At 44.9% G+C, this 25545-nt stretch carries 26 protein-coding genes and 1 pseudogene; all 27 read right to left on the bottom strand.

Annotation, left to right across the window (positions count from 1 at the left end):
• Positions 1–282: 282 nt before the first annotated feature.
• The 27 genes and pseudogenes from glgA to acpP all read right to left on the bottom strand — a co-directional run bounded on the left by glgA (position 283) and on the right by acpP (position 25538).
• Positions 283–1728, bottom strand: a complete 1446-nt coding sequence (gene glgA, locus BN3261_RS03685) for a glycogen synthase GlgA (protein ID WP_015524465.1) — start codon at positions 1726–1728, stop codon at positions 283–285.
• A 58-nt stretch (positions 1729–1786) separates the two neighbouring features.
• The gene (spo0A, locus tag BN3261_RS03680) at positions 1787–2593 is read right to left on the bottom strand and encodes a sporulation transcription factor Spo0A (RefSeq protein WP_015524464.1); all 807 of its coding nucleotides are present in this window, start codon (positions 2591–2593) and stop codon (positions 1787–1789) included.
• A gap of 324 nt (positions 2594–2917) precedes the next feature.
• Entirely contained in the window at positions 2918–4123 is a 1206-nt protein-coding gene (gene spoIVB / locus BN3261_RS03675; RefSeq protein ID WP_015524462.1) for a SpoIVB peptidase, read from the bottom strand.
• A 150-nt stretch (positions 4124–4273) separates the two neighbouring features.
• Positions 4274–5959, bottom strand: a complete 1686-nt coding sequence (gene recN / locus BN3261_RS03670) for a DNA repair protein RecN (protein WP_059085485.1) — start codon at positions 5957–5959, stop codon at positions 4274–4276.
• 42 nt (positions 5960–6001) lie between these two features.
• Positions 6002–6463, bottom strand: a complete 462-nt coding sequence (gene argR / locus BN3261_RS03665) for an arginine repressor (RefSeq protein WP_021650687.1) — start codon at positions 6461–6463, stop codon at positions 6002–6004.
• Between the two features lie 16 nt (positions 6464–6479).
• Positions 6480–7340, bottom strand: a complete 861-nt coding sequence (locus BN3261_RS03660) for an NAD(+)/NADH kinase (RefSeq protein ID WP_015524460.1) — start codon at positions 7338–7340, stop codon at positions 6480–6482.
• Positions 7341–7363: 23 nt separating this feature from the next.
• On the bottom strand, positions 7364–8173 hold the full coding sequence (locus BN3261_RS03655; protein ID WP_015524459.1) for a TlyA family RNA methyltransferase: 810 nt from the start codon (positions 8171–8173) through the stop codon (positions 7364–7366).
• Positions 8174–8257: 84 nt separating this feature from the next.
• Positions 8258–10144, bottom strand: a complete 1887-nt coding sequence (gene dxs, locus BN3261_RS03650; protein WP_059085484.1) for a 1-deoxy-D-xylulose-5-phosphate synthase — start codon at positions 10142–10144, stop codon at positions 8258–8260.
• A 22-nt stretch (positions 10145–10166) separates the two neighbouring features.
• Positions 10167–11054: a polyprenyl synthetase family protein gene (locus tag BN3261_RS03645; RefSeq protein WP_059085483.1), complete on the bottom strand. Its 888-nt coding sequence runs from the start codon at positions 11052–11054 to the stop codon at positions 10167–10169.
• On the bottom strand, positions 11044–11262 hold the full coding sequence (gene xseB, locus BN3261_RS03640; protein WP_021650691.1) for an exodeoxyribonuclease VII small subunit: 219 nt from the start codon (positions 11260–11262) through the stop codon (positions 11044–11046). The genes BN3261_RS03645 and xseB overlap by 11 nt, the downstream gene beginning before the upstream one ends.
• The gene (gene xseA, locus BN3261_RS03635) at positions 11262–12467 is read right to left on the bottom strand and encodes an exodeoxyribonuclease VII large subunit (RefSeq protein WP_059085482.1); all 1206 of its coding nucleotides are present in this window, start codon (positions 12465–12467) and stop codon (positions 11262–11264) included. The genes xseB and xseA overlap by 1 nt, the downstream gene beginning before the upstream one ends.
• Positions 12464–12940 carry a transcription antitermination factor NusB gene (nusB, locus tag BN3261_RS03630; RefSeq protein ID WP_015524454.1) on the bottom strand — a complete coding sequence of 159 codons (477 nt, stop codon included), beginning with the start codon at positions 12938–12940 and terminating at the stop codon, positions 12464–12466. The genes xseA and nusB overlap by 4 nt, the downstream gene beginning before the upstream one ends.
• A gap of 32 nt (positions 12941–12972) precedes the next feature.
• Positions 12973–13359, bottom strand: a complete 387-nt coding sequence (locus BN3261_RS03625) for an Asp23/Gls24 family envelope stress response protein (protein WP_015524453.1) — start codon at positions 13357–13359, stop codon at positions 12973–12975.
• An 80-nt stretch (positions 13360–13439) separates the two neighbouring features.
• A complete protein-coding gene (locus BN3261_RS03620) occupies positions 13440–15029 on the bottom strand; it encodes a peptide chain release factor 3 (protein WP_059085481.1) in 1590 nt (529 codons plus the stop codon).
• A gap of 306 nt (positions 15030–15335) precedes the next feature.
• A pseudogene (locus BN3261_RS03615) lies at positions 15336–15941 on the bottom strand (SpoIIIAH-like family protein); the annotation flags it as partial.
• 11 nt (positions 15942–15952) lie between these two features.
• A complete protein-coding gene (locus BN3261_RS03610; protein ID WP_021650696.1) occupies positions 15953–16267 on the bottom strand; it encodes a stage III sporulation protein AG in 315 nt (104 codons plus the stop codon).
• The gene (locus tag BN3261_RS03605; RefSeq protein ID WP_059085479.1) at positions 16236–16805 is read right to left on the bottom strand and encodes a stage III sporulation protein AF; all 570 of its coding nucleotides are present in this window, start codon (positions 16803–16805) and stop codon (positions 16236–16238) included. The genes BN3261_RS03610 and BN3261_RS03605 overlap by 32 nt, the downstream gene beginning before the upstream one ends.
• Entirely contained in the window at positions 16802–17944 is a 1143-nt protein-coding gene (locus BN3261_RS03600) for a stage III sporulation protein AE (protein ID WP_059085478.1), read from the bottom strand. The genes BN3261_RS03605 and BN3261_RS03600 overlap by 4 nt, the downstream gene beginning before the upstream one ends.
• Positions 17941–18327: a SpoIIIAC/SpoIIIAD family protein gene (locus BN3261_RS03595; protein ID WP_022426372.1), complete on the bottom strand. Its 387-nt coding sequence runs from the start codon at positions 18325–18327 to the stop codon at positions 17941–17943. Before BN3261_RS03595 ends, BN3261_RS03600 begins: the two co-directional genes overlap by 4 nt.
• Positions 18328–18342: 15 nt before the next feature.
• Positions 18343–18537 carry a stage III sporulation protein AC gene (gene spoIIIAC, locus BN3261_RS03590; protein WP_021650700.1) on the bottom strand — a complete coding sequence of 65 codons (195 nt, stop codon included), beginning with the start codon at positions 18535–18537 and terminating at the stop codon, positions 18343–18345.
• 58 nt (positions 18538–18595) lie between these two features.
• A complete protein-coding gene (locus BN3261_RS03585; RefSeq protein WP_021650701.1) occupies positions 18596–19114 on the bottom strand; it encodes a stage III sporulation protein AB in 519 nt (172 codons plus the stop codon).
• Entirely contained in the window at positions 19099–20031 is a 933-nt protein-coding gene (gene spoIIIAA, locus BN3261_RS03580; protein WP_015524435.1) for a stage III sporulation protein AA, read from the bottom strand. The genes BN3261_RS03585 and spoIIIAA overlap by 16 nt, the downstream gene beginning before the upstream one ends.
• 84 nt (positions 20032–20115) lie before the next feature.
• Positions 20116–21264: a YncE family protein gene (locus BN3261_RS03575; protein WP_059085477.1), complete on the bottom strand. Its 1149-nt coding sequence runs from the start codon at positions 21262–21264 to the stop codon at positions 20116–20118.
• 17 nt (positions 21265–21281) lie between these two features.
• Positions 21282–21830, bottom strand: coding sequence for a 4'-phosphopantetheinyl transferase family protein (locus BN3261_RS03570; protein ID WP_022426374.1), 549 nt, complete (start codon positions 21828–21830; stop codon positions 21282–21284).
• The gene (locus BN3261_RS03565) at positions 21827–23653 is read right to left on the bottom strand and encodes an ATP-dependent helicase (protein WP_059086858.1); all 1827 of its coding nucleotides are present in this window, start codon (positions 23651–23653) and stop codon (positions 21827–21829) included. Before BN3261_RS03565 ends, BN3261_RS03570 begins: the two co-directional genes overlap by 4 nt.
• 22 nt (positions 23654–23675) lie before the next feature.
• Entirely contained in the window at positions 23676–25130 is a 1455-nt protein-coding gene (gene gltX / locus BN3261_RS03560) for a glutamate--tRNA ligase (protein WP_059085476.1), read from the bottom strand.
• 174 nt (positions 25131–25304) lie between these two features.
• Positions 25305–25538, bottom strand: coding sequence for an acyl carrier protein (gene acpP / locus BN3261_RS03555; protein WP_015524431.1), 234 nt, complete (start codon positions 25536–25538; stop codon positions 25305–25307).
• Positions 25539–25545 lie beyond the last annotated feature (7 nt).

Raw genomic sequence — 25545 nt, 5'->3', positions numbered from 1 at the left:
AAAACGATGTACTAATATAAATGTAACACAATTTAAGTTATTTGACAATAACTGATTAATCTGATAAGTTTCGTACAAATAATACCAATTCAAAAGTTATTTATCATTAACATTTATATTTTTTCTCACTTTAACACAATTCCTGTTTGATAAACAAACACCTTCATATTTTTTTTGCAGACATACAATAACATCCATGTATATTCCCGCAATAAAAAAGCGCAAACGACATATTATCTGTCGTCTGCGCCTTTTTATTGCGAGAACCGCTTCGGTGAATCCTTACTCACCAATTAACCAATTGTACATTTCCTCATACTGACGCGCGGAATTGTTCCAGGAAAAATCTGCAGCCATCGCGCGATCTACCATTTTATTCCATTCACGTTTCTTGTCATAATATACACTCTCTGCATAACGGATCGTAGCAAGCATTTCATGTGCATTGTAATTTACGAAGGAGAATCCTGTTCCGGTTCCCTCGAATTCATTGTACGGGACAACTGTATCCTTCAGACCACCGGTCTCTCTGACGATCGGAAGAGTTCCATAACGAAGGCTCATCAGCTGGCTTAAGCCACATGGCTCAAACAGTGACGGCATCAGAAATGCGTCAGATGCTGCATAAATTCTGTGAGACATTGCCTCATCATAGTAGATCTGTGCAGATACCTTGCCATGATACTTCCAGTCAAAATGACGGAACATATTCTCATAACGTTCCTCACCGGTACCAAGAGCAACGATCTGAACCGCATCCTGACACAGTTCGTCCATAATATAAGCGATCAGATCAAATCCCTTCTGATCTGTCAGGCGGGATACAATACCGATCATCATAGCTTTCGGATCCTGCTCAAGTCCAAGATCTTTCTGAAGCTGGATCTTGTTCTTGATCTTCTCCTTGCGGAAGTTCTTTGCATTGTAGTTCTTGGTGATATTCGGATCTGTCTCCGGATTGAATTCATTGTAATCAATACCATTTACAATACCACGCAGGCTGTTGGCTCTCGCATTGAGAAGTCCGTCCAGCTTCTCACCATAAAACGGTGTCTTGATCTCTTCTGCATAGGTATTACTTACTGTGGTAATGGCATCTGCAAATACCATACCGCCCTTCAGGAAGTTTGCGTCCTTGTATGCTTCCAGTTTATCCGGCGCAAAGTAGTAATCGGAAAGGCCTGTGATATCCTTAACAGTCTTAACATCCCATACACCCTGAAATTTCAGGTTATGTATTGTCATAACAGTCTTGATTCCACGGAAGAATTCATTCTCCTGGAAAGAATCGTGAAGGTAAACCGGAACAAGTCCTGTCTGCCAGTCATGACAGTGGATGATATCCGGTCTGAATCCGATCACCGGAAGAACCGATAACACAGCTTTGGAAAAGAAAGCAAATTTCTCAAGATCCCATGGTGCGCTGTCATATGGTTTCGGACCGCTGAAATAATATTCATTGTCAATGAAGTAAAACTGGATCCCGTCATACTGCATCTGCATAATGCCTACATAGCAGTTCTTAAATCCCAGATCCATATAAAAATGGGTCACATACTCCATTTTGTCTTTCCATTCCTGTTTCATACAGGCATATTTCGGTAAAATCACGCGGATATCAAAATATTTTTTGTCAAAGCACTTAGGCAGTGAGCCGGCAACATCAGCGAGTCCTCCTGTTTTGATAAAAGGTACTGCTTCTGATGTAGCAAACAGAATTTTTTTCATCTGTATTCCCCTCCCTGGGTACACCCGTTTTTATTTATGATTATACTCCAAAATTCATCTAATTTAAAGACCGATTTTTATATTCTAGTCTGATTTTATCTGCGATCAGTGCTATAAATTCAGAATTCGTGGGTTTCCCTTTTCCGGTGCTTACAGTATATCCAAACAATTCATCAATGGTATCCATCTTTCCCCGGCTCCATGCCACCTCGATCGCATGTCGGATCGCCCGCTCCACTCTGCTCGGTGTTGTCTGATGGCGTTTCGCAATGGTTGGATATAATACCTTGGTAATGGAATTGAGCATTTCCATGTCATTGACAGACAAAATGATCGCATCCCTTAAATACTGATACCCCTTGATGTGTGCCGGAACTCCGATCTCATGAATGATATTCGTCACATCGGTTTCCAGATTCCTCTCCGGCTGAGGCTTTTTGGTTTCTGTGATACCTGGCCTTGCAATCTCCCGCACTCTTCTGTCCCCAATCTTCCGAATATGTTTGATCCGGTTTAAAAGTGTGGTGTTGTCAAAAGGCTTCAAAACATAATAGTCTGCTCCAAGACTGAATGCATCCTCTGTAATCCTCTCCTGTCCAATTGCAGATAATACGATAAACACTGGAACTTTTTTGACATTTGCGTTATGGGAAAATTTCTCCATAACGGAAAGACCGTCCATCTTCGGCATAATGATGTCGAGAATCACCACATCCGGCTCCTTATCTTTGATTATGTTACAGATTTCTTCTCCGTTGTGTGCTTTTCCGACCAGTTCAAGGTCTTTATCTTCTTCGATCATCTGACCGAGCATGTCTGTCATTTTCGCGTTATCATCAGCAATTGCAACATTTAATTTGTCCATGAGGACCCTCCTAACTTCTATCTCCTTGGGTTTCCAGACATACCCCCTGTCACCACGGCAGTAACCGACACTGTTAGCTGCCTGCGCTTTCCCCTTGCTGGCGACAAAATTATTATAGTGGAAATCCTGTAGTAAAATCAAGATAAAAGTAGTTATTTTATCACACTTTCGTACGATATTTTTCGACATTTTTTCTCTTATATATCACAAAATTCACCAAAATGCAGGTATTTCCATCTGTATCCGGCATTTTTCCCCATATAAAAAAGAGGCACTTTTCCCGGACTTTTTCCATGTTTTTGTGCCTCTTTCCTCAACTGCAGATTATGCATTGCCTGTCATATTTTCAATAAAAATCCCATATCCGCCGGTAGAATCCTGCACAAATACATGAGTCACAGCACCAAAGAGTTTTCCGTTCTGAAGCACAGGACTTCCAGACATTCCCTGAACAATCCCACCTGTTTTTTCCAGGAGTTCTTTATCTGTGATCTGGATCACGAAGCTCTTATTAGAATCCTCATGGTTCATATCAATCCTGGTGATCTCTGCGGCATATTCTTTTACTTCGCCGTCTGTGCAGCAGAGAACAGATGCGGGTCCAATTTTCAGATCCTGTTTGTAACCTACAGGAATCTTCTTCAGATCCAGATTTTTCACCTGATCAGCATCCACAGTTCCAAAAATGCCGTTTTTACTGTTTTCGGAAATCTCACCCAGGATATTGTCAGCTTCGTATCGGATCAGACCAGATAGTTCTCCGGGATTTCCTTTTTCACCTTTCCGGATCCCCAGGATCTGGGCGTTGTAAAGATTTCCATCTGCGATACTTAAAAGTTCGCCGGTATCCACATCGCTGATCCCGTGACCAAGAGCACCGAACCCTCCATTTTCGTCCACATAAGTCAGGGTTCCGATTCCCTGTGTATCGTCCCTCACCCAGATTCCAAGCTTGTATTTTCCTTTTTCATCTTTCACCGGCGTCAGGGACAGGGGAATCATCTCTTTTCCCCGGCGGACCTTCAGTGTTACAGATTCTCCGCAAAGATCTGCAAGATCCTCCAAAAGATCCTGCTTGCACTGAATCCGGTTCTGATCAAAAGCCACAATATAATCTCCCGGCTTTACAATGTCCCGGGCCGGTTCTTCCATCTCACCACTTTCCGAAAGGATCTCGCCTGTATCAATGATCAGAACTCCTTTCGTCTGCATATAAATACCTACTGCATCTCCGCTTGCATATACTTCTTTTGCAGTTATATTTTTTACCTTCACATCCTTAAAAGGGATCACTCCCAAGAGTCTGCAGTGCAACTTATAGCTGTCTTTTCCTGAAACGGTGATCGCATCATCAAAGCTGATAAAAGGGCGTTTAAGAAGATTGGCTACTTCCCGGCTGTCCTCATGATCCACCAGGATCTGATCCGGGATCTTTCTGTCCAGAAGCCGGTAGCCCAGCCATCCCATCAGAATCAGATCCAGCGCAAGAAATACAAGGAGCCAACATCGATATTTTCTTTTTCTGTTCATCTTACGTCACATCCTTTGTAATTTTCTGATACAAGCAAATCCCCACCCACTGCTTATTGCTTTTCGCAACTGAAGCAGGGGACTGACTTGATTCGGTTAAAAAAGAGGACCGACCTTTCGGCCGTCCTCTCTTAGTATGTAACGTATAAATTATTTCAGTCTTGTATTTTTTTGTTGCTGTGCCAATTCCTTCATCTCTCTTGCATTTCCAAGAACAGCCGGCGTGATCTGGGCACCGCCCAGAAGTCTGGCAAGCTCACGAACAGATTCCTCTCCTTCCAGAGGATGGATCTGGGTGATGGTTTCTGTTCCTTCTACATGTTTCTCAATCTCAAAATGGGTATCTGCCATTGCTGCGATCTGTGGAAGATGTGTGATACAAAGCACCTGCCTGTGCTGTCCGATCACTGCCATTTTTTCAGAGACCTTCTGTGCAGTACGCCCACTGATCCCTGTATCGATCTCATCAAAGATCAGTGTATCGATCTGATCTTTATCTGCAAGGATCGCTTTGATGGCAAGCATGATCCTGGAAAGCTCACCACCGGATACGATCTGTCCCAGCGGTTTTCTGCTCTCACCTGGATTTGTGGAAATCTCATATTCCACCGCATCATAACCATTATCTGTATAATTTTTTCTGCGGTCAAAACGGATAGAAAAATCCACATCCTCAAAATTCAGTTCCTTCAATCCTTCGATAATCTTTTCATCCAGCTGCTTACTGTATTCTTTCCGTATCTCTGAAAGTTCATGCGAAGCTTCCTCAAGAATCTTTTCTGCCTGCATAAGTTTTTCTTTCAGTAACCGGAAATTTTCTTCGAATCTTTGAAGTTTTTCTAATTTTTCCTGCTGTTCCTTCTGATAAGACAAAATTTCATGGATCGTCTGTCCATACTTTGCCTTCAGACTATTGATCAGATCCAGTCTTTTTTCTGTTTCAAAAAAAGTTTCTTCGTCAAAAGTCAAACTATCCATATAAGAGGACAGATCACGGCAGAAGTCACTGAGAAGTGAATCGATTTCCATAAGAGCTTCCTGTAAAGGTGCAAGATCCTTATCGTAATCTGCAATTCTTGAAAACTCTTTCAGGGCATTTCCGGTCATATCTGCGGCGCCCTGTTCATATCCGGTCATCCCACGAACCATTTGTGCTGTTTCCATGATCCTTCTGGCGTTGCTCAGCTTCCGGTAGCGGTCCTCCAGTGTTTCGTCCTCTCCTGGAATAAGAGCTGCCTCCTCGATCTCATTGATCTCAAATTCCAGAAAGGCTTTTTCACGGTTGCGCTGTTCCTCATCCATATCCAGTGCTTTCAGCTGATCCACACAGTCCCGATACTCCTGATAAGCTTTCCGGACCTTCTCCCTGGCAGGAAGGATCTGTTCCTTTCCATATACATCCAAAATAGCCAGCTGGCGGTCTCCATAAAGAAGTGACTGATGCTCATGCTGTCCGTGAATGTCCAGAAGACAGGCTGCTGCTGCTTTCATCTGGCTGACAGTACTTGTCTCTCCGTTGATCTTGTTGATACTTCTGCCGTCCATGATCTTGCGGGACATCAGCACCTGTCCGTCTTCCGGATAGATGTCAAGCGCCGCAAGGGACTCTCTGGCTTTCGTGTTTTCAACCTGAAACAGCAACTCTACCAGGGCATAGGAAGCATTTTCACGAATCATGCTTCTGGAAGTTTTTCCACCAAGGATAAGCTGTATGGATCCTAACAGAATGGATTTTCCGGCTCCGGTCTCACCAGTTAAGATATTTAAGCCTGGTCCGAATTCCACCTCTGATTCCTCTATCAGTGCAAGATTTTTTACATGCAGATGTACTAACATTGATTTCCTTTCTGGTATAAAGCATTTACATATTCTGTCATTTTATTTTCCTCTGGATAAGATCCCGCCAAGCTTCTGAACTACACCCGGTGCCTGTTCAGAGGTTTTCACCACACACATAATGGTATCATCTCCGGCAATACATCCCAGGATTTCCGGCCATTTCATAGCATCAAGAGCTGCTGCTGCCGCCATGGCCATTCCCGGAATTGTTTTTACCACTACGATATTCTGTCCGATGTTCATAGCGATCACTGCATCTTTCAGAACTCTGGAATATTTATCACTTAACACATCCGGTGTATGTTCTTCCAGGATCGCATATCTGGACTTTCCGTTGCTGCCTGCAACCTTTGTCATTTTCAGAGCACGGATATCTCTGGATACGGTAGCCTGCGTAACCTTAAAACCGGCCTCATTTAGTCTTGCTGCAAGTTCTTCCTGTGTATCGATCTCGTACTGACGGATCAGTTCGATAATTTTTTCATGTCTTGCTACTTTCAAAATTGAACCTCCTGCATCAGCTGTTACTCATTTTCTGTCTCAGAACCTCCACAAAGCTCAGATGGTTCAGCTTGAGGATTTTTGTCCTGACTGTGGCTTTCCGGATCACGATCCGGTCACCGGTGACCATGGATATCTGGGTATCCCCGTCGAAAGAGGCCACCGCTTTCTCAATGGTATTATGTCTTCCCTCACCGATCTCTACTGTAACTGCCTCTTCCCCGGAAAGAATGATACTTCGGGTGTTCATGGTATGGGGAGCGATGGGGGTCATGATCATCATACTGGCACTGGGAGAAACCACGGGACCTCCCGCTGACAGACTATATCCGGTAGAACCGGTCGGAGTGGAAATGATGATACCATCTGCATTGTATGAATTCATATATGCATCATTAACATAATTCTTGAAACGGATCACACGGAGATGTCCTTCTCTTCCGATCACAATATCATTTAATGCGATATCTTTTCCAATAAGTTCTTCTCCCCGATAGATCTTTCCTTCCAGCATCATACGATCTTCCAGCTCATAGTCATCTGACAAAAGCCGATCCAGAGCCGGATACACGGAATTTTTATCCACCTCGGCAAGAAATCCCAGAGTTCCCAGATTGATTCCAAGAAGAGGGATATCCAGATGCACCACATCCCTTGCAGCCTGCAGAAGTGTTCCATCTCCACCCAGTACAATAATGCACTGTGTATCCTGCGGAATCCCATCCGGGTCCGTATAATGATACGGTCCTTCCATTTTTTCGGTGATCTTCTGCACATGACACCTGGCACCATGCTTCTCCAGATAGGCAATGATCCTATTAGAAAATGTCAGTTCCGGATCCTTGGCACTGTTTGGAATTATATAAAATCTGTCCATATTGCTTCAGTCCTTTCCAAACATCAGTCCAGCTGTCCGTGGGCTTCCTTTACCACATCCTCTACGGATACGTCAAGACTCACAGGTACTTCTGTTCCTTCCGGATGTTTTTTCAGATGAAGGAGATATTCAATATTTCCTTCAGGTCCCTTGATGGGAGAAAAGGAAAGATGACAGGGCTCCATAAAAATGCTCATGGCATAATCTCTGACTTTCTCAATGACTTCTTCATGGACCTTCGGATCACGGACAACGCCTTTTTTTCCGACTTTTTCTCTGCCGGCCTCAAACTGAGGTTTGATGAGACATACGATCTCTCCGTCCTCTGTGAGAAGGTTTCTTACAGGAAGAAGCACTTTTGTAAGGGAGATAAAAGAAACATCGATCGAAGAAAATGCTGCCGGACCTTCCAGATCTTCCGGTACCACATAGCGGATATTTGTTTTTTCCATGCATACAACTCTTGGATCATTCCTGAGTTTCCAGTCCAGCTGTCCATATCCCACATCAATGGAATAGACTTTGACCGCTCCGTTCTGAAGCATACAATCTGTGAAACCGCCGGTGGATGCGCCTACATCCATGCACACCTTATCCTTCAGCGTCACGCCAAAATTTTTCATGGCTTTTTCCAGCTTCAGTCCGCCTCTGCTGACATAAGGAAGAGTCTTTCCTCTTACCTCCAGCTTGGCAGTCTCAGCAAACATGGAGCCAGCCTTGTCTTCCTTCTGACCGTTGACATATACTTCCCCGGCCATGATATACGCTTTTGCTTTTTCGCGTGACGGTGCAAGTCCCTGTTCCACCATCATGATATCCAGTCTTTTTTTCATATTATCCTCCAACAGCCCGGCTCTTTATGTGCCGGGCTGTAAAATGCCTCACAGCTTCGTATTCTTCTGCAAAGGCTATGTCCTTTATTTTCTGTTATTCACAAGATTTTCCCAGCTCTGTTCTACCGCATCCAGGATTCCCTGTACATTTAAACCTATTTTCATTCGCTGACGGTCCACCGTTCCATGCTCAATAAAATGATCCGGTATTGCCAGTGGAAGAACTCTTACTTCCGGATGACAGGCTTCCATATAAGCAGATACATGTTCTCCGAACCCACCGCTTTTTACATTCTCCTCCACAGTGACCAAAAGACTGTGGTTCTGCGAAAGCCGATCAAGAAGCTCTGTATCCAGAGGCTTTACAAAACGGACATTGACAAACGTAGCTCCTGCTATTTTGTGATCTCTTATCTCTTCACAGACCTTCTGACAGACAGAAACCATGCTGCCAACCCCGAGAACTGCAATCTCACTGCCTGGAGTGATCACTTCACTTCTTCCCTTCTTAAGTGGCTCATGACATTCTTCCATATCGGTACATGCCGATCCTTTCGGATATCGGATCGCACAGGGACCATCCAGCTCTTCTACTGCAAATTTCAACATCTCCTCAAGCTCTTTTCCATTCTTGGGAGCCATAACTGTCATATTGGGAATCATGGACAGATAGGAAAAATCAAAGCATCCATGATGTGTTTCACCATCTGCTCCGACAAATCCTGCCCTGTCAATGGCAAAGATCACATGAAGATCCTGCATACATACATCGTGAAGGATCTGATCGATCCCTCTCTGCAGGAACGAAGAATATACCGCAAAAACCGGGATCATTCCCCCAAGTGCCATGCCTGCCGCAAAGGTTACTGCATGTTCTTCCGCAATACCCACATCAAAAAAACGCTCCGGGAATTTCTTCCGGAATCGGTTCAGTCCGGTTCCATCTGGCATAGCAGCTGTAATAGCAACTACTTTTTTGTTCTTCTCTGCCAAAGAACATATTGCACCGGAAAAATGATCCGTATATGTCGGCGCTGTTTTTGCTGCAAGAGGTCTGCCACTCTGGATGTCAAAAGGACCTGTTCCGTGAAAACGCTCCGGATGGGAAGATGCCGGTCCATAGCCTCTGCCTTTTTCTGTAAGGACATGGACAATAACCGGTCCCTCCACTCTCTTTGCCTCATTAAAAAGCTTCATCATCTGGCGCATATTATGGCCATCTACCGGTCCCAGATAAGTCAGCCCCATATTTTCAAAAAGCATTCCGGGAATGATCAACTGCTTGATGCTGCTCTTGGTCTTTCGGACCGTATCTACCACGGCGGTTCCAACATGGGGAATCTTTTTGAGTGTTTTTGTCACGCCGATCTTCATTCCTGTATAAGTCTCAGCTGTACGCAGAGCGCTTAAATAGGTGGACATTCCTCCTACGTTCTTGGAAATAGACATGTTATTATCATTGATGATAATAATAAAATTAGTCTTCAGCTCAGCCGCATTGTTCAATGCTTCATAAGCCATCCCACCGGTAAGCGCACCATCTCCGATCACGGAAACCACATGGTATTTCTCTCCCATCAGGTCTCTGGCACGGACATAGCCAAGTCCTGCGGAAATGGAATTGGAACTGTGTCCGGTATCAAACGAATCACAGTCACTTTCATTCCTTTTTGGAAAACCGCTTAAACCTCCTTCTTTACGAAGATCCTTAAAGCCGTCTTTTCTTCCTGTAAGGATTTTATGTGTATAAGCCTGATGTCCCACATCCCAGATCAGCTTATCCTGTGGAAGATCAAGCACATTATGCAGAGCAAGAGTCAGCTCCACCACACCCAGATTGGATGCCAGATGGCCACCTGTCTCACTTACACTCTGGATCAAAAAGCTCCTGATTTCCTCGGCAAGACGCGGAAAATCCTCCAATGAAACTTTATGAATATCATTTGGCTTTTTAATTTTTTCCAGAATCATTTGTACCCTTCCTTTGTTCTTTCTATTTCCTGCGGCTGACAAGACTTTCCACAAGAAGATCCAGAAATCCGTTCTTCCTGTCAAGGTCGTCTAAAAGTTCTACCGCATGGTCAGAAAGTTCTTTAACCCTGCTGGCTGCTGCCGGGGCTCCAACAAGGCTTACATAGGTAACCTTGTTGTTTTTTTCATCACTGTGGATCGGTTTTCCCAGTTCCTCCTGGGTACTGGTCACATCAAGGATATCATCCTGGATCTGAAAAGCCAGCCCGATGTTTTCTGCAGCCTGCTCCACAACCTTAAGTTCTTTCTCAGATGCCCCTGCCAGCACAGCACCGGTCATCATGGAAGCCTCGATCAATGCGGAGGTCTTGTTTTTGTAAATATAATCCAGCATCTTGTGTTCCAGAGGTTTCCCATCATTCTCCACATCAACACTCTGTCCACCAAGCATACCGTTGATGCCGGTCTTATCTGCAATGATCCGCATGGCGGCTATCACACGGTCTTTATCCCCGGTCAGATCAAAGGCGGAAAGCATCACTTCGTAAGCCCTGTTAAGGAGTGCCACGCCGCTTAAAACACCCATGGCTTCTCCGTATACTTTATGTGTGGTCAGCCTTCCCCTTCGGTAATCATCGTTATCCAGTGCAGGGAGATCATCATGGATCAACGAATGTGTATGGATCATCTCCATAGCCGCCATAAAAGGCTCACAAAGCTTATCCTTTCCTCCAAACAGCTCGTAGGTTTCCCTGATCAGGATCGGGCGAAGTCTCTTTCCACCTGCCGTCATACTGTAATTCATGGCCTCTGCCATGGTTTTTGCAAAACCGGATTCTTCCGGAAGATATTCCCGGATCACATGTTCTGCTTCTTCTGTTCTTCTTTTCAGTTCTTCTTTAAAATTCACGAAATGTCCCATCCTCATTCATCTGAAGCATCTTTTTTTCTACAGTATCCAGTCTTCCGTTCAGATCCTTTAGGAGCTCCATTCCCTGTCTGTAGAGGCGGAAAGACTCCTCAAGAGGTGTTTCTTTATCCTCCAGCTTCCGGGCAAGCAGATCAAGCTCCCCAAAAGTATCTTCTATGGATTTCTCTTCTTTCTTTGCTTCTGCCATTATCGCTCTTCCTTCCTGATGCGATCCGCAACTGCTTCTATGACTCCATCGGTTACTGCAATGGAGATCCTGTCACCTTTTTTTATCTGACTGATCTCTGTCACCGCATGTCCGCCTAAGTCGGACACAAATGCATATCCTCCATTTAGCTTTCTTAATGGAGAAAGTCCCTCAAACCGCTGGATCCATATTGCCAGTTCATGTCTTTTCTCTGTAAGCTTTTGTTCCATGGAAGAACGCAGGCATTCCTCCAGCTCCGATGCATACTGACGTTTTTCACGTAACATGGACTCCGGGCTCAGATACTGGAATCTGTTCTCATAGGCCTTAAGTTTTGCGGCAAAAAGTTCTGTCTTACTGTTCATGGCACGCTGCAGACGGTCTCCGTACATATGAAAGCTCTCCAGAACACTGCGAAAATCATCCACTGCCAGCTCTGCTGCAGCAGATGGTGTAGGTGCCCGCAGATCTGCTACAAAATCCGCAATGGTAAAATCCGTCTCATGTCCCACTGCCGAGATCACCGGTGTCCTGCACTCAAAAATAGCACGGGCAACGCTCTCCTCGTTAAAGGCCCAGAGATCTTCAATAGAGCCACCTCCACGGCCGACGATGATCACGTCCACCCCTGCTTCATCCAGCATCCGGATTCCCTTTACGATACTCTGCGCCGCTCCCTCTCCCTGCACAAGTGCCGGATAAAGGATCACCTGCAGATATGGATTCCTTCTGCCTGCAATATTGCGGATATCCTGTACTGCTGCACCAGTAGGTGCTGTCACCACGCCAAGGGTATGAATAAAATGAGGAATGGGCTGCTTATATTCCTGGGCAAACATCCCCATATCCTCAAGTTCCTGTTTCAGTGCCAGATACCGCTCATAGAGGGCACCAGCACCCTCCAGTGTGATCTCTTTTGCATAAAGCTGATAACGCCCGTCTCTCTCATATACGTCTACAATTCCGCCTGCAACTACCTTATCCCCGTCCTTCATGCGAAAAGCAAGACCCCTACGGTGTCCCGCAAACATCACACAGCTTAATGTGCCTGTTTCATCCTTCAGGGAAAAATAAATATGTCCGCTGGTATGGTATTTACAGTTGGATACCTCTCCCTTTACATAGACTTTCCGGAGAAAGTAATCCTGGGTAAACATATTTTTGACATAATGGTTTACCTGACCGACAGAATAGACATTTCTCATGCGTTCTCTTCCGGGGCTTCTGCTGCCTTCTCTTCTGTATCAGCAGTCTCCTCCTCGTTTTTCTTCTCATCCTTCTCAGATGCGATCTTACCCAGTACTCCATTTACAAAGGAGCCGGAAGCATCTCCGCCAAATCTTTTGGCAAGTTCTACCGCTTCGTTGATAGCTACTCCTGTCGGTACGTCTGCATCATATTCCATCTCATATACTGCCAGACGAAGTGCCGCAAGATCCACACGGCTCATACGCTTTGTCTTCCATCCACGGCTTGCACTGTTCAGCTGTGCATCGATCTCTTCCAGATGTTCTTTCACATGTGCGTACTTCTTCTTCATATATTCCTGGTCCTGTTCTGAAAGTTCTCCAAGACCTTCAAAATAAAGAGAGAGCTGTTCTGTCATCTCTTCTTCTGAATTAAACTCTGTCATAAACATAAGTTTAAATACATGTTCTCTCTGTTCTCTTCTTCTCATAATTTCCTCCTAAGACGGAAAAAAGGAAAGGTTTACTTTCCTTTTTCGTTCTCCATATCCACGCTGGCAATATGAATATTTACATCTGCAACCTCAAGTCCTGTCATATTCTCAATAGCGGATTTAACCTTCTCCTGAACCTTCTTGCTTGTCTCAAGAATGTTTCTGCCATACTCGATATTCAGTGACAGATCCACGGTAACGACTCCTTCCAGAATGGTTACTCTCACGCCCTTGGACAGATTCTTCTTTCCAAGTTTACTTACCAGCTCATTGGTGATATTTCCTGCCATGGAAGCAACTCCATCCACATCTGTTGCTGCAAGTCCTGCAACGATCGCAACAACTTCATCTGCAATGTGAACTTCACCGATTCCGCCCAAATCCTGTATCTTATATGTTGTTCTTTTTTCTGCCATGGGAAACCCTCCTACGGATATAATATTTTTGTTCGTAATTTTATACTATTATATCAAAAAAAGTTATGAAATAAAAGGGCTTATTTACTGAATTCTGTCAGTACCAGATCAGGGTTTCTGTCCTCAACCATGCCAACACTCCATGCATTGACAAAGAGCAGCAACGGATTTCCCTTAAGGTCTGTGACTTTCTTCATATCAGAAGTTCCCACGATCTTGTCTACTTTTACAGTCTCCTTGTTGGCAATCCAGCGGATATGCTCATATGGAAGTGTTTCCAGGCGGATATCTACATTATACTCATTCTCCAGACGGTATTTCAGGACATCAAATTGCAGGATACCTACAACACCCACAATGATCTCTTCCATACCGGTGTTAAACTCCTGGAATATCTGGATTGCACCTTCCTGAGCGATCTGGTTGATACCTTTTACAAACTGTTTTCTCTTCATGGTATCGATCTGACGCACACGTGCGAAATGCTCCGGCGCGAAGGTCGGGATCCCCTCAAAGGCAAATTTCTTTCCAGGTGCGCAGATGGTATCTCCAATAGAAAAAATACCCGGGTCAAAGACACCGATGATATCACCTGCATACGCCTCCTCCACAACATGACGGGATTCTGCCATCATCTGCTGCGGCTGAAGAAGTCGCATCTTCTTGTCTCCCTGCACATGATAAACCTCTTTGGTCGCATCAAACTTGCCTGAACAGATCCTCATAAATGCGATACGGTCTCTGTGAGCCTTGTTCATATTCGCCTGAATCTTAAATACAAAGGCTGAAAAATCATCACTCATAGGATCTACCGGTCCGCAGTCTGCAGTTCTCGGAAGCGGAGAAGTGGTCATCTTCAGGAAATGCTCCAGAAATGTTTCCACACCAAAGTTGGTAAGAGCAGAACCGAAAAATACCGGTGTCAGCTGTCCTTTGCTGACCTCTTCCTGAGAAAACTCCGCGCTTGCACCATCCAGAAGCTCGATTTCTTCCATCAGCTGCTCTTTCTGCTCAGGATCCATGACATCATCTGCACGGGGATCATTAATATCAATCTCTTCTATCACACCTTCCTTGGTGCCCTTCTGTGTATCGGAAAAGGTAAGGATCTTCTTTGTATTACGATCAAACACACCCCGGAATTTCTTACCGGAACCGATTGGCCAGTTGATCGGACAGGTTGCAATACCAAGCTCTTTTTCGATCTCATCCAAAAGATCAAAAGTATCGTTGGCATCTCTGTCCATCTTATTGATAAAAGTAAAGATCGGAATGTGTCTCATAACACAGACCTTGAAAAGCTTACGGGTCTGTGCCTCAACACCCTTGGATCCATCGATGACCATAACTGCTGAATCCGCAGCCATCAATGTACGGTAGGTATCCTCGGAGAAATCCTGATGTCCAGGTGTATCCAGAATGTTTATACAATATCCGTCATAATGGAACTGAAGAACGGATGAAGTAACGGAAATACCTCTTTCCTTCTCGATCTCCATCCAGTCTGATACTGCATGGCGGGCCGTAGCCTTACCCTTTACACTTCCGGCCAGATTGATGGCCCCTCCATACAGCAGAAATTTTTCTGTTAATGTTGTTTTACCAGCATCCGGATGAGAGATGATGGCAAATGTTCTTCTTTTTTCTATTTCTTTCGTATACTTCGACACGTGAGCCTCCTGTATATTCTCTGATATCTCTATTTTACTATAACCTTTCCTATTCTAGTATAGACAAGGCTTTGCTGTCAAGGCAATTCAGTCGTAAATTCCCTCTGTATCAATAGTCTGATCGTTCTGGATATCTGCAGCCGTCTCTGCGTCCTCAGATGTTTGATCCGCCGAATCGCTTTCCACAGATGCAGCGGTATCCTGCACCTCCTCACCTGTACTTTCCGCATTATCCTCTGCACCTCCCGTATTTTTTTCAGCTTCATCTGCAGTATTTATGACATCCGATGCATTTTTACTTTGACTCAGAGGCGTGATCACAATGCTCTCTGCTGCCACACCGGTTTTCCTCTTTACAATATCCTCGATCTGTGCACGTTTTGCATCCTCCAGATCTGCATCCGGCACCACAACATCCGCAGTTTCACCCGTTAGATTTACGATCACATTTTCAAAGCCCTTCGCCTCCAGAAGAAGCTCTGCAGCCGCCTCTTTTTCTGTAAGATCTGTCATGGAAACCATTGTGTTAATAGCATTCTGTTTTTCCTCTTCGCTGATGTCTTTATTACTGATGATCGCCTGCAGGTCCGCTTTGTTCTGGGAACGCACCTGCTCCCTGCTGACTTTTGCCTGTGCTGCAAAATCCGAAGCACCGGTAAGTACGGCCTCGCCCGGGGATGCGGTATCCATCACCTCCGACTGGGTTGTGCCATCTGCCCCGTTCTCATCCAGAAGGGCTGTTTCATCGGTCAGGTCATAATCCACGTCATCCAGGATACTGCTGCTGTCTGTACTCGTCTCCTTATCCTTAAATCCCAGATCCACATCTGCGAAATTCAGATATCCGGCCACAGCAATGAGAATGGCCAGCGAGGTGATGATTACCTGATTTTTCTTCATGATCTTTTTCACTTCTACTCTCCTCATTTCATTTTCATTATTCTAATTTTATTAGCGTCGATCTGAAATAATGCCATAATTGCCTGCTGAATATTCTGGACTGTCACTGCGCTGCCTGCTCCCTGGGCCGCCACCAGCACACCGGTAACTTCATTTTTGCTGCTTATGGAAAAGTTTTCCGTATTTCCCTCATCCCCGGTCATAATGATCACTTCCACTTCTCCGACTCCTTCCACATTGGAAAGCAGTTCCTCAAGGCGGCTCTCCAGGCGGGTTTTCTCCGCATTCTGATCCTCTGCTGTTTTACTATTCTTTCGGGTTACCGGAAGTCCTGCCACCAGAAGAAGGATTCCCAGAAGAAGGAAAACTCCCCACTCCTTCCATCCCATCCTCAGAAGCCAGGATCTGATACTGTCCTTTCCTGAGTCCGCAGATTCTTTCGAGCTCATTTTTCACCGCCTCCCTCTGTTTTTCTGTGACTGTTCCATAAAGTGTTATGGTCAGCTGAAGCTCTTTCTCCATATCTACTTCTGTTTTTGCCGAAAAAACCCCTTCTTTCCTGAGGATACCCTGAACCTGATCCTTCAACTCCTGTTCATATGCTCCTTTAAGAAATGTTTCCCTTATTCCTTCTGCTTCTGTCTCCATACGTACCTGTTCTTCTCTCCCATAATTATTGCTGAATCCGGACAGAAGTTCTTCACTTTTTCCCACTACGGCAAATATAGGTGTACAGATCAAAAGCACCAACAGAAGCCCCATAAACAGCCGTATATACTGCTCATAACGCTTATCAGGCAGAATATGCAGAAGTGCTGTAGTAAGTACATGAAAAAAAGCCAGGCTTTTCATCCACTGATAAAGTTCTGTTCTCATCCCAAGCCTCCTCCTGCCATCAGGATCAGAAATGTAAGCATACATAAAATTTCCGCAGTAAACAGGATTCTCATCAGAAGTGCACATCCCTCTGCCATGGTACCAAAGGCTTCTACCAGCCGTTTGTCTGATACAGGCTGCGCCGCAGCCGCCAGAAAGCGATAAGTCAGTGACAAAAGTCCATATCGGACCAATGGCCCCGCCCCCACCGCCAGGATCACCAGTAAAAGCGCAATGCCCAGACTGTTTCTTACAAGAACAGCTGTGGTAAGGACCAGTTCCGTAACTGCATTTACCGCGCTCCCGATCCCAGGAAGAGCACCGGCAGTTTTTCCCACAGCACTCCGCTTCAGAGAATCCATTACCGGAGCTACAAGCCCACGCACCACCTGCAGTCCTGCTGCCACTCCAAGTAATGTCCGAAGCCCCCAGGAGATCACCGTCTCGATCAGCTCAGCCATTTTTCCCAGCATTTCTTCCCTGGAAAGATGATTTACAAATCTCAGAAGAATATATAAACTCACTCCGGGAAGCAGTACTCGTTCCAGGATCCATTGAAAAAGCCACACCAGAAGCAGTACTCCCTGATAAAAAGCAGCTGCACTGGATGCACCTGACGCTGCTGCCACTGCCATAAAATACACCGGTGAGAGTTCCTTCATAAACTCCGTGATCCACGCAAGTATTGAAAGCAGTGATGCACTCAAACCGGAAAAACTGTTCATCAGAAGAGTAAAAACAAGAAGATACACCACATAAAAACTGATCTCTCCCACCTGCCCGTTATCAAAGGCACCGGCAAACCCGGAAAAAACGGCAGCGAACAACAGCAGAAGCAGTAACTTCACGATCAGCTCTTTTTCTCTTTCAATGCCATAAAAAAGGAGACTGTGCAAAAATTCCCGCACACTCTCCTCCGAAAGCACCTCTTCCCCTGACAACAGTCTGTGAAACGCTTCTGTAACAGAAAATGTTTTTTCTCCAAGCATCTCATCTACCATGGACTGCAGGTTGGTAAGCTCCATCTGATCTGTGATCTGTTGTTCCGCCGAAGAAGCATAAACGATCACACCGCCAAAACAGTTTATAACTACAGCCAGAAACAGGGCTGCACAAATCTCTGACCAATATCTTTTCATGCAAGAAATCCCTGTATAGTATCCAGCAGTGCCAGAAGAACCGGCATACTTAAAACCATTACAGATAACCGGCAGAACAGTTCGATCTGTGCACCAGTGGAGGAATATCCTGCATCTCTGCATATACCGGATGAAAATTGTCCGATATAGGTGATCCCGATCATCTTCAGCAAAGTAGTGATATAGCTTCCATCAATCGGGAGACTCTGTTTCAGTCTCTCCAGGGACTGGAACAGATAGCTGATCTTCCCTACCGCTAATCCCAGTATCACAAGACCTATTCCCATCGTAACAAGGCTTACATACTCCGGCGCACGGTCTTTCAGAAGAATTCCCAGAAGAACCCCCGCTGTTCCCAGAACAGAAATCTTCAGAATATCCACGGTTCTTTCCCTCCCCTACAGTACAAAAAGCTGCTGGATATTTTTAAAAAGCTCATAAATATACGGCACGATCCAGAACAGTACTAAAAGAAGTCCTGAAAAACTCACCAGAAAAGCCTGTTCCTCCCTTCCGCTATGTTTCAGGATCTGAGAAAGAACAGAGACCAGGATCCCTACTGCACCGATCTTAAATATGATACTGACCTCCAAATGATCCCTCCTTTTCTTCTGAAAGCCTGTCCTTCTTACTACTGTCTGATAAACAATACTATACCAGGAGAACCGCAAGCAGCAGGCCTCCAAGAATCCCAATTCCCTGGTACAGTTTTTTCTTTCCGGAAACCTCCGCTTTCCGCTTCAAGATCTCTGCTTCCAAATTATTTTCATACAGGGAAAGCTGTCGCATCTGCATTTCCAGATCCATATAGCCCAGATATTCTCCGAAAGAAAAAAAAGCGTCCTTTTCCCCATGGGTAAGGCAGCTTTTTTTCAGGGCGCTTTCCGCACATTCCCTGCATATCTGTGAAAGTTTTTCTCCTGTTCCCGCTTTCATCCTGTCCGCGGCACTGATGAGAAACTCTCTGTATTTTCCATTCATTCTTCCTGCTGCTCCATAAAAAGCATCCGGCAGTGATGCATTCCCGCAGCGGATCTCGCCTTTCAGGCAGATCACCATCTGAAGCAGTTTTTCCAGTATACGGATCTGCTCCGAAAGTCTCATACTTCCGGAAAATCCCATTCCGGCTCCTGCCGCCACTACCAGAATACATCCTACAATCCGGTACATAGGCATTTCCCATTTTCATCATAGATTCCTTCCACGATTCCTGCACGTTCATGCTTTCCCAGAAAAATATATCTCTGGAAAACCCGCGCTTCCCACAATTTCCGGAAAAACGGCTGGGATAATGTTTCTTCCATGGAAGCTCCATGTGCAGTTGCGATCAGACGACATCCACAGTGGATAACTGATTCCACAGCCTTGAAATCTTCTTCTTTTCCAAGTTCATCCACAGCAACCACAACCGGCGACATTGAGCGGATCAGCATCTGCATCCCTTCTGCTTTCGGACAGCCGTCAAGGATATCCGTACGCATTCCAAGGTCATTCTGAGGGATCCCCTGATAGCATCCGGCCAGCTCACTGCGCTCATCGACTACTCCTACCGTAACACCGGAAATATTTCCCCATCCATTACTCATCTGCCGGATGATATCCCGAAGAAGCGTGGTCTTCCCACATCTGGGCGGAGAAACGATCAAGGTATGCATGATCTGCTCTCTTGTCTGGATATATGGCAGCACTTCTTCTGCACATCCCTGGATTTCATGTGCCAGACGGACATTGATGCAGGAAATATATTTCATCCCACGGATACGGTTTCCGTCCAGGATCACCTTTCCGGTAACTCCTACACGGTGCCCACCCTGTACACTCAAAAACCCCTGGCGAATCTCATCTTCATAAGCATACAGGGAATAGCCGCTGACATACTCCAGTGTTTCCTTAAGATCTTCCCGCGTAACCAGATAAGGTTCTGTATCTTTTTGCCGGAGGAAACATTCTCCCCCATCATAAGTGAGGAACAGAGGTCTTCCCACGCGGAGACGTATCTCATATAATTTATCATAATCAAGGTCTGCATCCACCAGAAGCTGGCGGACATTACTGGCAAACAGGTTCTGGATCTGGTTTGCGTCCATGTTTTCACCTCTTACACTTAAATATATTGCGGACATGCCGGATTTAGTACCTGTTGTCTTTTTTGATGCTCTCTCGTTTTTTCTTTATTCCGACAGAAAAAAAAGACTTTCTTCTTCGTCATAGGTCTCCATCTTCGAAAGATTCAGCTTCAGGACCCGATCCACAATATTTACGGAGGACGCACGGTATGCATAGGCACAGGATTCAAACATCACATAAAGACTGTCACCCTCCACCACGATCTGTTCCAGTCGTTCCGGAAAACGATAAGTTCTGGCAGAATTCTCGTTTACATACAAACGCTTATCGGATTGTTCATAAAACACCAGCCTGGATGGCAGGATTCCAAAAGAATGAGAGATCAAAAGCTTATCATTATAAAAAGCAATTCCCTGAACCTGCTCCGATATGGTGGAATAATCCAACGGAACTGCCATTTCAAAATCCATGCCCAGTTTCTCGTCCATGGTATTGATCAGTTTTCCCTCTTCGTCAACTCCGTATCGTGCAATTACACTTTCGTTATATTTTTCAAAGCAGCCTACATACAGACACCCCTCATAAAAGGTCATAAAAGAATCTCTCACGATCCCATAAAGACTGACTATCTGGAAAGTATCCACCGGCAGATGGCTGTCATCATAATCGTAGGCTTCTATTGTATCCATCTTTATACTCACTGCCTGTGCGATCCCGTTGATATTGGAGGAATACCATAATAACTTATGCTCCGGGTCATAGGCAAGTCCTCCCACATGAGGCTGCCCAGGCAGTATCACTTCTTTAATAAAATTATGATTTTCCTTATCGATCACATAAATGACCGAATTATGTTTCTGTGTGCTGCAGTAAGCGCTGACCAGCACATAATCCTCTGTAACCGCCAGTCCCTGAGGCGTCATGGATGTACACATGGCAGGAGTGGCACCCTTTTTTGTGAGCAGCGTCCTGGTATTCTTCAGCCCGGGAATGACATATGTTCCATATTCCTTCTCTTTTTCTCTCCCATCAAAGGCAAAATAAGAAAAATCCTCTTTCTGGGAAAGCATCTGTTTCTGTCCCCGCAGTGTATACACTGCAGCACCTCGGTTTGTCACCACAGCTTTTGTGGGCAGCTCAGTTTTTGCACGGTAAACAAATGCATATAAAAAATAACATATGCACAGCACAAAAACAACTGCCAGGATCTTCAGAATGAAAATCCTGAAGCTGTGTTTCATCTCTTTGTTCATTTTATCGTCTCTATTTGCTATTTCAAAATGATGTCTTCGTATTCAAATCGTAATTCCAGGCTGTCCCTGGACCAAATCGCACCACTGTATCCCGGTTCCAGCTCCAGCATTATGTAATTTCCCTTATCCATGGAAATCGTACGCAGATCCCTGGACAATCCCTCTCCGGTCCATTTGATATATGCCTCTCTCAAAACCCACTGGGCAAAAAAGGCTTTCTCCATATCATCTGCATCCAGGATTTCCCGTATCATATCTGCCGGTACCATTCTTTCAAGGAGCCGTTCGTAATTTACCTTCTTGTGGATCTGCACATCAATGCCCACCTCTTCTCCGGCAAACAGACACATCACATATTTTCCGGAATGTGTGATATTATAATGAATTCTTGGAAGCAGGGTAAAAAACGGTTTCCCATGTTCCCCCTTTGACCGAGGCTCAAAAGCAAGCTTCCGTCCAAATTCCCGCTCAAGTCCGATTTCCAGAAGCTTTTCCCCGATCATATGCTCCATGTTCTTGCTGTTATATTCATCTCTGATCTTCGTATAATAAATAATCCCATTCATAATCCGGCCTCCTCAAGAAAACGGGACGGTTCCCGTTCCTTCTCATACTGCTGTCTTACATAATACAGGCAGAGTTTCTTCTTTGCCCGTGTCATACCAACGTAGAAAAGCCTCCGTTCTTCCTCCAGATGTGCCTCCAGGACTGCCTTCCGATAAGGCATGCTGCCTTCATTTACATTCATGATATATACATTGTCATATTCCAGACCTTTGACCGCATGAAGAGTGGATATCACCACTCCTTCCCGTTTCACATCCTGTTTCTTCGCCTGTTCTTCCAGCTTTCTGGTATACTCGTCCATATAGGCCATCCATTCTTCCAATGTTTTCATTCCTCTGGCACTTTCATGGATCCGGTTCAGGGTTTCCATAAGCTCTTCCGGTTTTATTTTACGATACCTTGCATATTCCTGCAAGTATTCTTCGTATCCCATGCCATTCCGGATAAAATTAATAGCTGCATAAGGGGCCATAGTCTTTAAGATCCGAAGATGTGTCTCCATCGTTGTGATCCTGTCACACATCCAGTCTTTGTCTTTGTAAAACTCTCCCAATGCTTTAAAATCAACGTTTTTTTCTGTCAGAGCATCTCTGGCTATGTATCGGTTTGGCCGGTTCATGATCTCCAGAAATGTACTGCGGCTCCGGTCTCCTTCTGCCATTTTCAAATAAGCGATCATATTCCGGCAGATCCAGTGTCGGAACAGGTTGGGCAGTTTTTCCTTCATAGTGAAAGGAACCCCATACTCCATCAACGCAGCGACCAGTCCTTCGGTTTCCTGATTAGTCCTGAAAAGCAGCGCTGTATCTTCAATATTATCCCCTTCTTCCATCCGGTTCCGCAACAGGCTTGCAACTGCCATATATTCGTCTCTGGGATTTCGAAATTCTTTTATCTGCACCGGCTCTCCCGGTTCATTTGGTGTGGAAAGTTTTTTTGCATAACGGTTTTCATTGTAATTGATCACCTTCATAGCTGTATCCAGGATATTTCCACTGCACCGGTAATTGATATTCAGGATCACTGTCTCCGCATTTTTAAAATCTTCCGGGAAATTCAGCATGATCTCCGGGCGAGCGCCACGGAAATGATAGATAGACTGATCATCATCTCCCACCACAAACAGATTGTTCTCCGGTGCTGCCAGCATCTTCACGATATCATACTGAAGATGATTGATATCCTGAAACTCATCCACCAGAATATAGTGAAACTTTTTCTGCCATGCAGACAGAATATCTTTTCGTTTTTTCAGAAGTTCATAACAGCTCAACAGCATATCATCAAAGTCAAGTTTTCTTCTTTCATTCAGGACTTTTCGATATCCCTGAAAGATCTGTCGGAACACTTCATCCGGGCAGCAGGAAGAATAATAATGCTCCAGAGCGATCCTTCCACCCTTTACAACACTGATCTCCTTGGCAATATCTTCCACAAAATCCCCTTCCTGGGACTGTTCTGCAGCACAGTTTACCACCAGTTCTCTTAAGATCGCATATTTTTCTTCTTCGGACAGGATATTTCCTCCATTCAGACCATAAGCCTGTTTGAGGATCCCGTAAAACACTCCGTGAAAAGTCCCGAAAGTAACGCCGGTTCGCTGAACACCGGTAAATTTCAGAAACCGTTCTTTCATTTCCACTGCTGCTGCCCTGGAAAAAGTCACAACAAGAACAGAGGAAGCCGGTATCTTCCCTTCCTGGATCATATGTGCTGTTCTTTCTACTATGACGGAAGTTTTCCCCGAACCGGGGCCTGCCAGAACCATCATAGGTCCTGACAGGTGGGCGATCGCCCTTTTCTGAGATGGATTTCGTTTCATAACTGGATTATCGATCACACTCTTATTTATTTTCAAGCTTTTCGATTGCTGCATGTACACGTTTCAGTGTCTCTTCCTTGCCAATGATCTCCATGATCTCTGTTGCACCGGCCGGTGTCATCTGCTTGCCGGATACTGCTGTACGAAGCGGCCACATAACATAACCATTCTTATATCCGTGCTCCTTTACAAAAGCGCTTAAAGATGCATACAGCGGATCATTGGTATAATCCTCCTGTGCTTCCAGTACCGGAAGCACTTCCTTGAGAACTGCAAGAGAAGTCTCCTCTGTTGTTTTCATCTTTTTGTGGCGGTACATCGCACTGTCATACTCCGGAACTGCCTCAAAGAAATCTACAAGCTCCGGAATATCCGGGAATACTTCAATTCTGGTCTGAGCCATTCCTGCGATCTTCTTAAGATCAAAGTCTTTTTTCAGAACTTCTTTCAGATACGGAAGTGCTCTCTCATAGAATGCCTCCGGATCCATCTTCTTGATATACTCACCATTCATCCATTTCAGCTTGGCAATGTCAAAAACTGCCGGTGATTTGTTGATATGATGATAATCAAATGCCTCCACAAGCTCCGGAAGAGAAAAGATCTCACGGTTGTCTGCCGGGCTCCATCCAAGGAGTGCAACATAGTTGATCACTGCCTCTGTCACAAATCCCTGATCGATCAGATCTTCATAGGAAGAATGTCCACATCTCTTGGAAAGCTTCTGATGTGTCTCGTCTGTGATCAGCGGACAGTGAACATAGGTCGGGATTTCCCATCCGAATGCCTCATAAATACGATTATACTTCGGTGAAGAGGAAAGGTATTCGTTACCTCTTACAACATGTGTGATTCCCATAAGGTGATCATCAATTACATTTGCGAAGTTGTAGGTCGGATAACCGTCAGATTTGATCAGGATCAAATCCTCCATCTCCTCATTGTTAACGGTGATATCTCCGTAAATAACATCATGGAATGTAGTGGTTCCCTCTGTTGGCATATTAAAGCGGATAACATGCGGCTCACCTGCATCCAGACGGCGCTGAACCTCTTCCTTGGAAAGATGGAGACATCTCTTGTCATAAATAGAGATCTCCTTACCTGCAACAGTACGTTTCATGCTTTCCAGTTCTTCCTTGCCGCAGAAGCAGTAATATGCATCTCCCTGCTCAATAAGCTGTTTGGCATATTTCAGATACATGCCTGTTGCCTGACGCTCGCTCTGTACATACGGGCCAAATCCGCCATCCTTGTCCGGTCCCTCATCATGGAGAAGTCCTGTTTTCTCAAGAGTACGGTAGATGATATCTACAGCTCCCTCCACATAACGTTCCTGGTCTGTATCTTCAATACGGAGGATAAAATCTCCGCCTTCATGTTTTGTGATCAAATAAGCATAAAGAGCTGTTCTTAAATTACCCACATGCATTCTTCCTGTAGGGCTCGGTGCAAATCTTGTTCTGATCTTTGTCATTTCTTTTCTCCTCGTTTTTGTTGTTTCTCTTTATAGGTGCTATTATATACCCAAATCCTTCAAAATGTCCATAGGTTTTCCGGCGGAATACCCTGCCATCCCTCTCATGTATCTTCGCATATACAAAAAAAATCCTCTGAGACACCGTCGTCCCAGAGGATCCTTGATTCCTGTTTATGCTTCTACGCCTTTGTTCTTAAGATAATCGATCACATCTCCAACTGTGTTCAGATCTGTAAGCTCCTCTGCCGGGATCTCAACATTGTACTCATCCTCAAGAGCCATAACCAGCTCAAACAGGTCAAGAGAATCTGCTCCAAGATCATCCTTGAAAGATGTCTCCGGTGTAATTGTTGATGCCTCACAATTTAACTGCTCTGCAAGCATTTCTTTCATTTTTTCTAACATGTCTTTT

This window comes from Blautia massiliensis (ex Durand et al. 2017), from assembly GCF_001487165.1.
Taxonomy (GTDB): domain Bacteria; phylum Bacillota; class Clostridia; order Lachnospirales; family Lachnospiraceae; genus Blautia_A; species Blautia_A fusiformis.
Note: the sequence above shows the minus strand (reverse complement) of the source record. Positions and strands in the feature narration are given on the sequence as shown.

Bases quoted from the DNA above. Each gene is read 5' to 3' on its own strand.
- nusB (WP_015524454.1), bottom strand. From the start codon at position 12,940: ATGAGAAGAAGAGAACAGAGAGAACATGTATTTAAACTTATGTTTATG.
- BN3261_RS03625 (WP_015524453.1), bottom strand. From the start codon at position 13,359: ATGGCAGAAAAAAGAACAACATATAAGATACAGGATTTGGGCGGAATC.
- spo0A (WP_015524464.1), bottom strand. From the start codon at position 2,593: ATGGACAAATTAAATGTTGCAATTGCTGATGATAACGCGAAAATGACA.
- recN (WP_059085485.1), bottom strand. From the start codon at position 5,959: ATGTTAGTACATCTGCATGTAAAAAATCTTGCACTGATAGAGGAATCA.
- BN3261_RS03605 (WP_059085479.1), bottom strand. From the start codon at position 16,805: ATGAGAACAGAACTTTATCAGTGGATGAAAAGCCTGGCTTTTTTTCAT.
- BN3261_RS03655 (WP_015524459.1), bottom strand. From the start codon at position 8,173: ATGAAAAAAAGACTGGATATCATGATGGTGGAACAGGGACTTGCACCG.
- BN3261_RS03570 (WP_022426374.1), bottom strand. From the start codon at position 21,830: ATGAATGGGATTATTTATTATACGAAGATCAGAGATGAATATAACAGC.
- xseB (WP_021650691.1), bottom strand. From the start codon at position 11,262: ATGGCAGAAGCAAAGAAAGAAGAGAAATCCATAGAAGATACTTTTGGG.
- BN3261_RS03565 (WP_059086858.1), bottom strand. From the start codon at position 23,653: ATGAAACGAAATCCATCTCAGAAAAGGGCGATCGCCCACCTGTCAGGA.
- spoIVB (WP_015524462.1), bottom strand. From the start codon at position 4,123: ATGAACAGAAAAAGAAAATATCGATGTTGGCTCCTTGTATTTCTTGCG.
- gltX (WP_059085476.1), bottom strand. From the start codon at position 25,130: ATGACAAAGATCAGAACAAGATTTGCACCGAGCCCTACAGGAAGAATG.
- acpP (WP_015524431.1), bottom strand. From the start codon at position 25,538: ATGTTAGAAAAAATGAAAGAAATGCTTGCAGAGCAGTTAAATTGTGAG.
- xseA (WP_059085482.1), bottom strand. From the start codon at position 12,467: ATGAGAAATGTCTATTCTGTCGGTCAGGTAAACCATTATGTCAAAAAT.
- BN3261_RS03585 (WP_021650701.1), bottom strand. From the start codon at position 19,114: ATGTACCGGATTGTAGGATGTATTCTGGTAGTGGCGGCAGGAGCCGGA.
- BN3261_RS03660 (WP_015524460.1), bottom strand. From the start codon at position 7,340: ATGGACAGATTTTATATAATTCCAAACAGTGCCAAGGATCCGGAACTG.
- BN3261_RS03575 (WP_059085477.1), bottom strand. From the start codon at position 21,264: ATGAACAAAGAGATGAAACACAGCTTCAGGATTTTCATTCTGAAGATC.
- glgA (WP_015524465.1), bottom strand. From the start codon at position 1,728: ATGAAAAAAATTCTGTTTGCTACATCAGAAGCAGTACCTTTTATCAAA.
- dxs (WP_059085484.1), bottom strand. From the start codon at position 10,144: ATGATTCTGGAAAAAATTAAAAAGCCAAATGATATTCATAAAGTTTCA.
- spoIIIAA (WP_015524435.1), bottom strand. From the start codon at position 20,031: ATGGACGCAAACCAGATCCAGAACCTGTTTGCCAGTAATGTCCGCCAG.
- BN3261_RS03600 (WP_059085478.1), bottom strand. From the start codon at position 17,944: ATGAAAAGATATTGGTCAGAGATTTGTGCAGCCCTGTTTCTGGCTGTA.